The sequence below is a fragment of the Buchnera aphidicola str. G002 (Myzus persicae) genome (genome assembly GCF_000521565.1).
Taxonomy (GTDB): Bacteria; Pseudomonadota; Gammaproteobacteria; order Enterobacterales; family Enterobacteriaceae; genus Buchnera; species Buchnera aphidicola_C.
Genome location: NZ_CP002701.1, coordinates 381,480 through 394,539, shown reverse-complemented (window position 1 = coordinate 394,539; position 13,060 = coordinate 381,480). Strand labels below are relative to the sequence as shown.

General features: G+C 23.9%; 13 protein-coding genes. 2 read left to right on the top strand and 11 right to left on the bottom strand.

The features are described 5' to 3' along the window. Positions 1-137: 137 nt before the first annotated feature. Positions 138-1,280 (top strand): porin, encoded by a 1,143-nt coding sequence (locus BUMPG002_RS01825; RefSeq protein ID WP_025368992.1) that lies wholly within the window; start codon positions 138-140, stop codon positions 1,278-1,280. A gap of 212 nt (positions 1,281-1,492) precedes the next feature. On the opposite strand, the gene BUMPG002_RS01820 is transcribed toward BUMPG002_RS01825, so the two are convergent. The 11 genes from BUMPG002_RS01820 to rluC all read right to left on the bottom strand — a co-directional run bounded on the left by BUMPG002_RS01820 (position 1,493) and on the right by rluC (position 9,910). Further along, the gene (locus BUMPG002_RS01820) at positions 1,493-1,909 is read right to left on the bottom strand and encodes a hypothetical protein (RefSeq protein ID WP_025368991.1); all 417 of its coding nucleotides are present in this window, start codon (positions 1,907-1,909) and stop codon (positions 1,493-1,495) included. Between the two features lie 187 nt (positions 1,910-2,096). After that, positions 2,097-2,441: a histidine triad nucleotide-binding protein gene (locus tag BUMPG002_RS01815; RefSeq protein ID WP_025368990.1), complete on the bottom strand. Its 345-nt coding sequence runs from the start codon at positions 2,439-2,441 to the stop codon at positions 2,097-2,099. 35 nt (positions 2,442-2,476) lie between these two features. Further along, positions 2,477-3,913 (bottom strand): PTS glucose transporter subunit IIBC, encoded by a 1,437-nt coding sequence (gene ptsG / locus BUMPG002_RS01810; protein WP_025368989.1) that lies wholly within the window; start codon positions 3,911-3,913, stop codon positions 2,477-2,479. 81 nt (positions 3,914-3,994) lie between these two features. Further along, positions 3,995-4,789, bottom strand: coding sequence for a TatD family hydrolase (locus tag BUMPG002_RS01805; RefSeq protein WP_025368988.1), 795 nt, complete (start codon positions 4,787-4,789; stop codon positions 3,995-3,997). A 34-nt stretch (positions 4,790-4,823) separates the two neighbouring features. Continuing rightward, a complete protein-coding gene (locus BUMPG002_RS01800) occupies positions 4,824-5,813 on the bottom strand; it encodes a DNA polymerase III subunit delta' C-terminal domain-containing protein (RefSeq protein WP_025368987.1) in 990 nt (329 codons plus the stop codon). Then, positions 5,810-6,448 (bottom strand): dTMP kinase, encoded by a 639-nt coding sequence (tmk, locus tag BUMPG002_RS01795; RefSeq protein ID WP_025368986.1) that lies wholly within the window; start codon positions 6,446-6,448, stop codon positions 5,810-5,812. Before tmk ends, BUMPG002_RS01800 begins: the two co-directional genes overlap by 4 nt. Positions 6,449-6,555: 107 nt before the next feature. After that, positions 6,556-6,795, bottom strand: a complete 240-nt coding sequence (acpP, locus tag BUMPG002_RS01790) for an acyl carrier protein (RefSeq protein ID WP_025368985.1) — start codon at positions 6,793-6,795, stop codon at positions 6,556-6,558. 72 nt (positions 6,796-6,867) lie between these two features. Then, positions 6,868-7,602, bottom strand: a complete 735-nt coding sequence (gene fabG / locus BUMPG002_RS01785; protein WP_025368984.1) for a 3-oxoacyl-[acyl-carrier-protein] reductase — start codon at positions 7,600-7,602, stop codon at positions 6,868-6,870. Then, complete coding sequence (fabD, locus tag BUMPG002_RS01780) at positions 7,595-8,545, bottom strand: ACP S-malonyltransferase (protein WP_025404228.1); 951 nt, start codon at positions 8,543-8,545, stop codon at positions 7,595-7,597. Before fabD ends, fabG begins: the two co-directional genes overlap by 8 nt. Before the next feature lie 165 nt (positions 8,546-8,710). Continuing rightward, on the bottom strand, positions 8,711-8,875 hold the full coding sequence (gene rpmF / locus BUMPG002_RS01775; protein WP_025368982.1) for a 50S ribosomal protein L32: 165 nt from the start codon (positions 8,873-8,875) through the stop codon (positions 8,711-8,713). Between the two features lie 90 nt (positions 8,876-8,965). Next, on the bottom strand, positions 8,966-9,910 hold the full coding sequence (rluC, locus tag BUMPG002_RS01770; RefSeq protein WP_025368981.1) for a 23S rRNA pseudouridine(955/2504/2580) synthase RluC: 945 nt from the start codon (positions 9,908-9,910) through the stop codon (positions 8,966-8,968). A gap of 343 nt (positions 9,911-10,253) precedes the next feature. On the opposite strand from rluC, the gene rne reads away from it, so the two are divergent. Next, entirely contained in the window at positions 10,254-13,001 is a 2,748-nt protein-coding gene (rne, locus tag BUMPG002_RS01765; RefSeq protein ID WP_025368980.1) for a ribonuclease E, read from the top strand. Positions 13,002-13,060: the final 59 nt, after the last annotated feature.

The following is a 13,060-nucleotide window of genomic DNA, read 5'->3' as shown; positions in this document are numbered from 1 at the left end:
AATTTTTAATAAACAAATTTTTGATTATAATAATTTTATATCCATAAATAAGATAAAAAAAGATAATATTTATTTTATTCAAATACAAATCGATATTCATTTAAATTATATTTACTAAAAAGGTAGTATAAAAAATTATGACAAATCGTAAATCTTTAGCAATTGTAATACCAATGTTATTAGCAGCTAGTAATGGAGCTAATGCTGTAGAAATTTTTAATAAAAATGGTAATAAATTAGAATTACATGGTAGTATTAATCCTAAACATGAATTGTCTCATGGATTTTTATCTACAAAGATTAAATCTCATCATGATCATACTAATGCTATTTTAGGTTTATCAGGAGAAATCAATATTACTGATCAACTTTTGAGCTATGCAAATATTGAATATAATACTGATCTTACGATACCAGAAGAAACATTTGATAAACAAAAAACTAATTCTATGCGTTTAGGATATGCTGGTTTCAAATATGGTAATTGGGGTTCAATAGATTATGGTCGTAATTATGGTATTTTACATGATGCTCAATCATTAACAAATCATATGCCGTATATTGTTAAAGAAAGTGTATTTTCTAGTAATGATAATTATATGATAGGTAGAAGTAATAGTTTACTAACTTATAGAAATGACAATTTTTTTGGTTTATTAGATGGAATTAGTATTGCATTACAATATCAAGATGCAGTAGAAAATAGAGCAGTACACCAAAAAAATGGTGCGGGTTGGGGTGCTTCTTTAAAATATGAAAGTGATACAGGACTTACTGCTGTAGGTTCTTTTTTTTCTTCTGAAAAATTAAATTCTGATACGAATAAAAATAAAAAACTTTCGTCTGTAGATGTATATGGATTAGGTTTTAAATATGATGCTAACGATTTATATATTGCAGCTTTTTATGGTGTAGGAAGTCATTTACCAATACAGTTTAGTATTCGTGAAAATCATGATTCATCTAGTGAACCATATATACAGACGACAGAAAACATTGAAGCTATTGCAGAATATAATTTTCATTCTGGATTTCACCCTTCATTAAGTTATTTAGATTCTAAGGGACAACAAACAAATTCAGATTTAAAAGATGCATCTAATAATGCTTTAGAATTAGCTAAAGAAATCAATATTTCTACTCGTTATGAATTTAATAAAAATATTTCTACATATATGAATTATAAAATTAATTTATTAAAGAATAATCATAAATCTATTGAAAGAGATAAAATACCTACAGATAATATAATTGGTGCAGGAATAGTGTATCAGTTTTAATATATTTAGAAAATATATTTTTTAAATGGAATTAAAAATTTTATATAATGTTTTGCCTGATTAAGAGTTAGAACTTTCTACTGATCTATAAATAAAAAATTTATTTTTGTATATTAAAAAAATAATATTTTAATGATGTCAATTTCAGTAGAAAGCGCTACTCTTAGTAAAAATAAAAAATTTTTATAAAAAAATAGATTTTTTTATACCCATTACCAGTAAAATTTTTCTGTTTTTCCAAAAACTATTTCTCCTGTTCTAACTAGTATCAATTGTATTTTTAACAAAAAAAAATCTTGTTCTTCAAGTACAGAGCTATGGAGATAATATTTTATATGATTATTACGACATAATAGCATTGCAGTACTAGTATCTAATGCATCTTCTAAATCTGATAACCCTAATTTAATTTTGTTTTTATCAATAACTTTTTTTTCAAAAAAATAAATTTTATTAGTATGTTTAGTAATTTTATTTTTTATTAAATCTGTGATTCTTTTTTCGTCTATGATAAGACTAGATTTATTTCTTAATAAATCAACAAAAAATGAGGTTTTATAAGAGATAAATATATTTTTAGAATTTAATAATTCTTCAATAATATTATCTATCGTAGCGTCAAAGTTCAACGAGACATTTTTTGTTTTTGTCAAATTTTTTTTAAAATTATTAAAAAATGAACAATTATTAATAAAAAAAAACGTGAAAAATATAAGTATTAAGTATTTAATAAAATTTCATCCTTAAATTTGAAAAAAAAGAACTATGTCATATATTATTTTTTTATATAAAAAAATATTTGATGATAAAACATCATTAGGATAATGGTCTTAATTTTTTTCCTCCTAACAAATGCATATGAAGATAATTTATTTCTTGTCCTCCATCTTTGTTGCAATTAATAATTATTCGATATCCTTTCTCACTAATTTTCTTTTTTTTTGCAATTTGTACAGCAATATAAAACATATGAGCTAAAATATCTTTATTTTTTTCATCAATATCATTTGATGATGAAATGAAAATATTAGGTATGATTAATATATGTATTGGTGCTTTTGGTTTTATATCTTTGAAAGCGGTGACTATTTTATCTTGATAAATTATACTAGCTGTTAATTCTTTATTAATAATTTTCTTAAAAATAGATTCATCCTTCATAATTAAAATTCCTTGATTTTTTAAATGTAAAAATTTTATAGCATTTTTTGTATATATTCATCTATAGCAGTTTTAATATTTTCAGATTTAGTACCAAAAACAGCTTGTATTCCTGATCCTGAAATGATTATTCCTGCTGCACCAAGATTCTTCAAATCTTTTTGGTTAACTTTTGATATTTCTAAAACTGTAATTCTTAGTCTAGTTATACACGCATCTAAATTTTTAATGTTATTTTTACCTCCTAATGCTTTAATAATATATGGTGCCATTTCAATATTACTTTTAAACAAAATAGTATTTTTATCTTCTTCTCGTCCTGGTGTTTTTAGATTCAAATGGACTATGAATAGGTAAAAAATACTATAATATAATAATCCATAAAGTATTCCAACGATTGGGAAAAGATATATATGATTACTATTTCCGCTTAACACTATGAAATCTATAAAGCCATGCGAAAAACTTGTTCCTGCTCGCATATTTAGAAAAATGCATATAGGAAAAGATAACCCGGCTAAAACAGCATGAATAACATATAATATAGGTGCAACAATAATAAATGAAAACTCAATAGGTTCAGTAATACCTGTTAAAAAAGCAGTTAATGCTGCTGAGATCATAATACTTCCTATTTTATTTTTATTTTCTTTTCTAGCTGAATGCCAAATTGCTAAAGCAGCTCCAGGAAGTCCATACATTTTAAAAATAAATCCTCCTGATAAATTACCAGCAGTAGTATCACCAGCCATATACCTTGCAATGTCTCCGTGAAATACTTGTCCAATAGAATTAGTATATTCACCAATTTGCATTTGGAATGGTACGTTCCATATATGATGTAATCCAAATGGTACTAACGCTCTTTCTACTAAACCATAAAGCGCAAAAGCAAGAATAGGATTTTGATAAGCAGCCCATTTAGAAAAAATTTGAATACCATGTCCAATAGGAGGCCATATTATTGATAATATTAAGCCTATTAATATAGCAGATAATCCTGAAATTATAGGAACAAATCTTTTACCAGCGAAAAAACCTAAATATTCAGGTAATTGAATACGATAAAATTTATTAAACATATATGCTGAAATAGCTCCTGCAATAATACCTCCGAGTATACCAGTATCTGTAAGATGATTATCTTTTATAACATCAATAGTAGTATGTAAAATTATAGGTTCAACTAAAAATAACGTTTGAGTTAAAATACCATAAGCAACTACTGCAGCTAGAGCTGCAACACCATCATTTTTAGTAAAACCAAGAGCAACGCCAATAGCAAAAATTAATGGCATATTATTAAATACAGAACTACCTGTTTGAGCCATTATTTGAGAAACAATATCAGGTAATAAACTAAAATGTGCAGATCCTATTCCAAGAAGTATACCTGCAATAGGCAAAACTGAAACAGGTAGCATAAGTGATTTGCCTACTTTTTGAAGGTTAGCAAAAGTATTTTTAAACATATTTGAAGAACTCCTAAATATATTCTAAAATTTTCAGATATATTTCATCTGATATATTTTTATAAAATTGTTATTAATTTTTTATAGATTAAATAATCTATGAAAGTTATCCGTTGTCATTTGTGAAATTTTTTCTATGTTTATCTTTTTCAAGATAGATATTGTTTTTGCTATTTCTAATAAATATGCAGGTTGATTTTCTTGTCCTCGATAAGGAACAGGTGTTAGATAAGGTGAATCTGTTTCTATTAATAAACGTTCTAATGGTATTTTTTTAATTATAGAACGTAATTCTATAGAATTTTTAAAAGTAATTATTCCAGAAAAAGAAATATAAAAACCTATGTCTAATAATTTAGATACTGAATGATAGTTATCATTAAATGAATGTAATATTCCTGTGCATATTTCTGCATTTTCTTCTTTCAATATTTGGATAGTATCATCCATCGCATTACGAGAATGAACTATAATTGGTTTTTTTAATTTTATTGCAGTGCGAATGTGTTTACGAAAAAATTTTTTTTGAATGTTTTTATTTTCAGATGAATAATGATAATCTAAACCAGTTTCACCTATTGCTATTACACGTGGTATAGAAGATAATTTTTCTATTTTTTCAGTAATTTTTTCTATTGTATTAAAATTAATTATTTCTTTTTGACAATTTAAAGGGTGAACACCGCAAGAATAAAGAATGGAAATATTTTTTTTGCATAATTGATTAATTTTATAAAAATTATTTATGGAAGTAGATACAGTTAAAAATTTTTTTACATCATTATTAAAAGACTTTTTTAACACATCTTCTATATTCGTATGCAATAAATCATAATTTAATCGATCAAAATGACAATGTGAATCAATTAAGAACATAATTTCATCTCTTTTTATTTCAATTTTTTAATTATTAAATTTTAAATATAAAATTCAAAATTTTTTCCCATTTTAATAATTGTTCTAATAATAGTAACTCATGATTTATTCCAGATATATTTAATAATCTGTATCGACATTTCATCCAAGTTCGAATACTAACATCTAAAATAATAGTTTTGTAATTATCAGAAAAAAATTCAATCAGTTCTATTTGATCCAAATTAGTTAAATATTCCTTTTGATTAAAACTAAATTTAATAGAATCTAATAGTAAAAAACATATCCAGTTGATATAGACAATACTATTCTTGTTATTTAATATTGGTAATATTTTTAATAAATTTCTATTTTGACAAGCATGAAATAAACATTTATAAAAATTTATTCGTTCTATCCATATTTGGCTATTAATAAATTTTTTTGCATATATAGGAGAACCTTGATTGATTCGTAGTGAAGTTAAACATGATTTATCTTTTTTTTTAGTAGATTTTTTTAACCAAGTTAAACTATCTTTTTCATTTGGAACAAATAATTTATATATTAGACAACGACTATTTAATGTATAATGTAAACTTAAATTATTATAATTTACTAAAAAAAACCAAGTATTGTTTGGTGGTTCTTCTAATGTTTTTAAAAAAGCATTCACTGCTGATTCTGTTAATTTTTCAGTATCTGGAAAAAAAATAATTTTAGATCCACCTTGTTGTGAACATTTGAATATTTTTTCGTTAATTATTCTCATCTCATCGATATTAAACAGATCATTGTTTTTAGATTTACAATAATGCCAATCTGGATGATTTTGAATAGACATTAATTTACATCCATGACATTTATTACAAAAATTTGTTCCGATAGGATCCAGACATAATATCCATTTGCTGATAAACCAAATTAATTTTGATACACCCATTCCTTTTGAAGTTTTAATTAAAATAGCATGATGAGCTTTTTTTATTTGATATTGTTGAATAATATTGTTATATGGTTTAAGTAACCAAGGATATAATTTCATATGATTTGCTGTTTAAGCCAATTTAATATTTTTTTTTTAATATTTTTTTGAACAGTATTAATATTTAAATTAGCATTAATCTTAATAATTTTTTGATCTGATTGTGTGTTTTTTAGATAAATTTTTCTAGTTTTTTTAAAGAATTCTAGTTTTCTACGTTCAATTCGATCCAATGAATTTCTATTCAATGCTCTTTTTAAACCAATTTTTGGAAAAACGTCTAAATAAATAGTTAAGTCCGGAATAAAACCTCTTAGAAATAAATTTTTTAATTGAATTATTTTTTTTTCTTGGATCCCCAATCCTCCACCTTGATAAGCTAAAGAAGATAAATCATGGCGGTCAGAAATGACCCACATTCCACGTTTTAAGGCAGGTTGAATTATTTTTTTGACTAGTTGTATTCTTGCTGCATACATTAATAATAATTCTGTTTCTTTAGTAAAATCTTCAGTATTAAAATTTTTTTTTATTAAATTTCTTATTTCTTCTGCAATAGGTGTACTGCCAGGTTGGCGTACTAATATTACATTTTTAATATTATATTTATTTAAAGTATTTTTAATATATATACAAGCATGAGTTTTACCAGCGCCTTCTAATCCTTCAATAACAATAAATTTATTTTTTATCATTTTTTAACATATATTGATTATATAATTGATTTATTACGTTAAATGAGATTTATTAATTAATTTAAAAAATAAGTCTAATCTTTTTTGAAATATATAGAATTGATTAATTATGTTTTACAATATTTTTTAATATAATCAATAGATTGTTGTATCGTATTCATTTTTTCTGCTGCTTCATCTGATATTTCAATATCGAATTCTTCTTCTAATGCCATAATTAATTCTACTGTATCAAGGGAATCAGCACCAAGATCATCTATAAAAGAAGCATTGTTTGAAATATTTTCTTCTTTTATATCTAATATATCAGTAATTATTTTTTTTATTCGTTTTTCAATGTTTTTCATTTTTATAATTCTCTATTGTATTTGTGAATATAATGAATATTTTACTCTATAAAAAAATAGATTTATTTTATATTATATCATATACATACCACCATTAACATGTAATGTATGTCCTGTGATATATGATGCTTTTTCTGAAGATAAAAATTCAACAGCGTCAGCTACTTCTTTAACATTACCTAATCTTTTCATAGGTATTTCAGATAAATATTTTTGATATTGAATGATATTTAACGTATTTGTAAGATCTGTTTTAATAAATCCTGGTGCAACAATATTAACAGTAATTCCTTTTAATGCTACTTCTAACGCTAATGATTTATGAAATCCTATTAATGCAGATTTAGAAGCACTATAATTAACTTGTCCTTTGTTTCCAGTATAAGCAATTATTGAGCTGATAGTAATTATACGTCCTTGTTTTTTTTTTATCATATAACGAAGTACTGATTTTACAAGATAGAATATTGACATAAAATTAATTTTTATAACTTTATTCCATTCTTGATCATTCATATTAACTAATAATTTATCTTCTTTTATCCCGGCATTATTAACGAGTATATCAATAGAACATTTTTTGTTACAAATTTCTTTTATTTTTTCTCTAATAGAAGAAGTATCTTCTAGATTTAACACAAAACCAAATCCATCTTCTTTTAAATAATTATTAATCAAATTAACACCATCTTGACTTGTAGCTGTTCCAATTACTTTTATTCCTGTTTTTATTAATTTTTTTGCAATTGCTTGTCCTATTCCACGGTTAGCACCTGTGATTAAAGCAGTTTTTTTATTTTTATTCATGATTACCTTTATTAATTTTTTGAAATGCTTCTAAAAAATTTTTTAAATTGTTTGTACTTAATGAAATAATTTTTTTATTTTTTTTGTTTAAATTTGTTAGTATTTGACTAGGTCCTACTTCCAACATAATAAAAATTTTTTTATTTTGGATTAAATCTATAATTTCTTTCCATCTGACAGTACTGTAAATTTGTCTGGTTAATGCATTTTTAATATTTTTGCTATTGTTTTCATATTTTACATCAACATTATTTATCACTGGAATTTTTGGTGAATATATAGTAGTGAGTTGTAATATTTTTTTCAGTTTTTCAGCTGCTGGTTTCATTAATTGCGAATGTGCAGGTGTGTTAATATTTAAATTTAATATGCATTTAGCACCAAATTTTTTACAATGTAAACCTGCTTCATAAACAGCTGATTTATCTCCAGAAATTACGATTTGATTATTAGAATTTATACTTGCCAAAGATACTACTTTTTTTTTTGAAGCTATTAAACATGCTTTTTCAACTTTTTTTTTATCTATATCGATAATTGCTTGCATTAAACTAGGATGATTCATAGCGGTTTTTTGCATAATTTTACCGCGTAAAAAAACAATTTTTAATGCATCAGAAAATTTTATTGCATTAGAGCATACTAAAGCGGAATATTCTCCAAGACTATGTCCAGATATCAATGATGGAGATTTTCCATTTTGATTTTTCCAAAAACGATAAATTGATACTGATGAAGTTAATATCGCGACTTGTGAGTATGAACTTTCATTTAATTTTATTTTTGGTCCTTCTTTTATTAATTTTAACAAATTATGATTAACATAATGAGATGCTTCATCAAAAGTATATTTAAAAATATTGTTATTTTTTTTAAAAAAAGAAGACAACATACCTACATATTGCGAACCTTGTCCTGGAAATAACATTGCAAATAAAGCCATTATGAATACCTTATTTTCTTAAATAAAAAATACATTAACATTTTTATATTGTTCAAAAAATTTATAATATTATCTAAAATAAGTTTAAGAAAATTTAATATTTTTCATTAATTTTTTTTAAAAAAAATGATGCTTTTTCATAAGCATCATTTTGTATAAAATTTCTTAAATTACTTTTTTACCTTTGTAATAACCATTATTAGTAATATGATGTCGTATATGAATTTCTCCGGAAAATTTATCTATAGACAAGGTTGGTTCTATTAAAAAATTATGGGAACGCCTCATACCTCTTTTAGAACGTGTCGGTTTGTTTTTTTGAACAGCCATTTTTATTCTCACTTTTTCTTAAATGTATTAAGATAATTATTTAAACAGTGATTGAAACATATTAGTATGAAATATATGATTTAAAATAAACTATACTATATTATTCAAGAAACTTTTAAAAGTTTCATCTAAGGGTGCTTGAATACAAATTTTTTTGCCATTATTTGGATGAATAAAATGAATTGCAGCAGAATGAAGTAAAAGTCTATTAATATTTATTTTATTTTTTATATTAATATCTAAATAACTTTCACCGTAACGTTTATCAAATATTATAGGATGTCCGATATGTGCAGTATGTACTCGGATTTGATGTGTTCGACCAGTTTTAGGAATAATTGAAAGTAGTGTGGATGAAGAAAATTGTTTTTTTATTTTAAAATAAGTTTCTGAAGGTTTGCCAAGAGGGTCAATTAAAACTTTTTTTTGTTTATTTTGTAATTTTGTTTTTAATAAAGAGTTAACAATTTTTTTTCTATGAATAGGCCATAAACCATGTACTAATGCTAAGTATTCTTTTTTTATTTTTTTCTCTCTTAATTGCTCATGTAAAGAAGTTAAACATGTACGTTTTTTTGCTAATATTAATACGCCTGATGTCTCACGATCAATACGATGAACGAGTTCAAGAAATTTATTTAGTGGACGTAACTTTCTGAAATACTCTATCACTCCAAAATTGAATCCACTTCCCCCGTGTACTGCAATTCCAGAAGGTTTATTAATAATCAATAAATCATTATCTTCATACAAGATACTATTTAATAAAATTTCAGCATCTTTTAAAGGAAAAATATTATTTTTGAAATTATATGATATTTTTATTGGTGGAATTCTAAGTATATCTCCAATATTTAATTTATAATAGGGTTGAATTCTTTTTTTGTTAATTCTAATTTTTCCTGTTCTGATAATTCGATATATCATACTTTTAGGCACATTTTTAAATCGATTATGCATAAAATTATCTATTCTTTGATTCATCATATCTTCATTAATATATATTATAGATACAGGTAGTGTTTTATATTTCATTAAAAAAATCTCTATTTTATTCAGTAATTTTTTTAATTTTTTATTTATTATAATATAATTATTTATATAAATATATTAATTAAATTTATTAGAATAAAATATAGTATTAGTAATAAATTTGATCGTGTAAAAAATAATTATTTTATAAAAAATATATTATGAATATACTAATTTTTTTATATATTTATATTTTGAACTTCTTTTTATTTAATTTTTTATAAAAAGCTTATTTTTATAGGTATTTCAAATAAAAGTCATTATATGATAATAAGAATTTTTTTCCAGTTTGTATTTCCTGTTGATGTATTTACTTATTTATAAAAATAAGAGAGAAAAAGTTACAATGAAAAGAATGTTAATTAATGCCACTCAGCAGGAAGAGTTGCGTGTAGCACTTGTTGATGGTCAGCGTTTATATGATCTTGATATAGAAAATTCTGGATCAGAACAAAAAAAATCAAATATATATAAAGGAAAGATTGCTCGAATTGAACCTAGTTTAGAAGCTGCTTTTGTAGATTATGGTGAAGAAAAACATGGTTTTTTACCATTACGAGAAATTTCTAAAAATTATTTTCCGAAAAAATATATTTATAATTCACGTGTAAATATAAAAGATATTTTGCAAGAAGGTCAAGAAGTTATTATTCAAATAAATAGAGAAGAACGCGGTACTAAAGGAGCAGCTTTAACGACTTTTATCAGTTTGGCAGGTAGTTATTTAGTACTTATGCCAAATAATCCGAAAGCTGGTGGAATATCAAGAAGAATTGAAGGAAGTGATAGAACTCTTTTAAAAGAGTTATTAACTTCATTAAAATTACCTGAAGATATGAGTGTCATAATTCGGACTGCAGGTGCCGGAAAATCGATAGAATCATTAAAATGGGATTTATCACTTAGATTACAGCATTGGGAGACGATTCAAATAATAGCACAACAACGAACAGCACCATTTTTGATTCATCAAGAAAGTAATGTAATTGTACGTGCTTTTAGAGATTATTTACGGCAAGACATTGGAGAGATTTTAATTGATAATCCTTTAATGCTAGATTTCGCACGAGAACATATTACTTTTTTAGGCCGGCCAGATTTTATTAATAAGATCAAACTATATACTGGAGCAATTCCACTGTTCAGACATTTTCAGATTGAAACACAGATAGATTCTGCTTTTCAAAGACAAGTAAGATTGCCTTCAGGTGGATCAATTATGGTAGATAGTACTGAAGCATTAACTGCTATTGATATTAATTCTGCTCGCTCTACAAGTGGTATAGATATTGAGTCTACAGCATTTAATACTAATCTTGAAGCAGTAGATGAAATTTCTCGTCAATTACGTTTAAGAGATTTAGGGGGTTTAATTGTTATTGATTTTATAGATATGACTCCGGTTAGTCATCAGAGAGCTATTGAAAATAGATTACGTGAGATTGCACGGGAAGATAGAGCAAAGATTCAAATTGGTCAGATTTCTAAATTTGGTTTGTTGGAAATGTCGAGACAACGATTAAGTTCTTCTTTAGGTGAATCTAATTATCATATTTGTCCTAGATGTACAGGAACTGGAACTATTAGAGATAATGAATCTTTATCATTATCTATTTTACGTTTAATTGAAGAAGAAGCTCTGAAAGAGAATACATATGAAGTGCATGCTATTGTACCTATAGAAATAGCCTGTTATTTATTAAATGAAAAAAGAGATGCAGTACATGCTATTGAAAAACGTCAACGTGGTGGAAAAACTATCATTGTTCCGAGTAAAAATATGAAAACTCCACATTATTCTGTTTCTAGAATAAGAAAAGGTGAAAATATCAATTCAATGAGTTATTATCTTTCTGATACTAAAAAAAGAAAATTTTCTCATACATTGAAAGAAAACGTTATTCAAAAAAAACAAAAAGAAAAATTAGTTTTGAAAAATTTTATTTTAACGAATAATAAAATTAATAAAACAAAAAAAGAAAAAGAAAATATTTTAAAAAAAAATAAGATTAATAGTAAATTTTATAAGATTTTATTAAATAATAATTTTATTTTAAAAATAATAACTTGGTTAAAACGTTCTGTTTTAATGAGATATATTTTAACAACAAGTGAATTCATTAAGAATCATACTTATCAGAATAAAAACAACATATATATAAAAAAAAAATATCATTCTCTAAATAAAAATAATAAATCTTCTTATAGTGATAGAGAGAAAAAAGACAATAAATTCAATGTTAATAGTAAAAATATTCAAAATTCATTTTCAAAAGATTCAGATATTAAAGTATTTAAAAATGATTGTTTTACTTTCAGTCAGATTTATAATAATTATATGAAAAAAAATCAATTTTATTTTATAAGTGAATATAATTTTTTTTATAATATAGAAAATAAAAAAAATATATCCCAAAAGACTGTTATAAATAATTTAAATAAGAATAAAATCATAGAACATGATAATATTGTTTATCCAGTTTTTACTGCTTCTAAAATATTAAAAAAAAGGAGTATTAAGAATAATCATTTAAATTTTTATCCACTCGTATGTCCTGTTTCAATTAAATCTTCAGTTTTTTCATTAGAATTAGCTTTTAGTAAAGTTTGGATTAAATATTCAATTATTTCATTAGATGGAATAAAAAAAAACAAAAAAAACATATTGAAAAAAAAAATAAATTCATTTTCTATTTTTGAAAAAAACAATTTAGTTTCATATCCAATTTTATCAGAAAAAAAGTTAAAAAAGAAAGAAATTAAGAATGATTATGATCAAATAAAAAAAATAACAAGCGAACTCGATTCATTGAAAAAATATTCAAAATTTAAAAAACAAATTAAAAAAAACATAAAATGTAAATATATACTAATTCCTAAAAAGAAAAATACATTTATTTTTAATAAAAAAAATCAATCTAGTGCTCCCATTACTAAGATCTCTACAGAACTATATTTAAAAGAAAAAAAGAAAGTCATAAATTCTAATTTATTTTTAAGAGAATCAAATATTAAAATAAAAAATTCAGCAGGAGCACACTCTGCAAAAAATTTTTCTAATTCTCCTGTTTTTAAACCTAAAAAAAAAATTTAATACATGTATTAATATTTTTTATATATTTATACTTGTAAAAAATAAAAACTTACTTTAAA

Excerpts from the sequence above, each read along its gene's own strand:
- BUMPG002_RS01825 (WP_025368992.1), top strand. The coding sequence starts at position 138 with ATGACAAATCGTAAATCTTTAGCAATTGTAATACCAATGTTATTAGCA.
- BUMPG002_RS01815 (WP_025368990.1), bottom strand. The coding sequence starts at position 2,441 with ATGAAGGATGAATCTATTTTTAAGAAAATTATTAATAAAGAATTAACA.
- ptsG (WP_025368989.1), bottom strand. The coding sequence starts at position 3,913 with ATGTTTAAAAATACTTTTGCTAACCTTCAAAAAGTAGGCAAATCACTT.
- BUMPG002_RS01805 (WP_025368988.1), bottom strand. The coding sequence starts at position 4,789 with ATGTTCTTAATTGATTCACATTGTCATTTTGATCGATTAAATTATGAT.
- BUMPG002_RS01800 (WP_025368987.1), bottom strand. The coding sequence starts at position 5,813 with ATGAAATTATATCCTTGGTTACTTAAACCATATAACAATATTATTCAA.
- tmk (WP_025368986.1), bottom strand. The coding sequence starts at position 6,448 with ATGATAAAAAATAAATTTATTGTTATTGAAGGATTAGAAGGCGCTGGT.
- acpP (WP_025368985.1), bottom strand. The coding sequence starts at position 6,795 with ATGAAAAACATTGAAAAACGAATAAAAAAAATAATTACTGATATATTA.
- fabG (WP_025368984.1), bottom strand. The coding sequence starts at position 7,602 with ATGAATAAAAATAAAAAAACTGCTTTAATCACAGGTGCTAACCGTGGA.
- fabD (WP_025404228.1), bottom strand. The coding sequence starts at position 8,545 with ATGGCTTTATTTGCAATGTTATTTCCAGGACAAGGTTCGCAATATGTA.
- rpmF (WP_025368982.1), bottom strand. The coding sequence starts at position 8,875 with ATGGCTGTTCAAAAAAACAAACCGACACGTTCTAAAAGAGGTATGAGG.
- rluC (WP_025368981.1), bottom strand. The coding sequence starts at position 9,910 with ATGAAATATAAAACACTACCTGTATCTATAATATATATTAATGAAGAT.
- rne (WP_025368980.1), top strand. The coding sequence starts at position 10,254 with ATGAAAAGAATGTTAATTAATGCCACTCAGCAGGAAGAGTTGCGTGTA.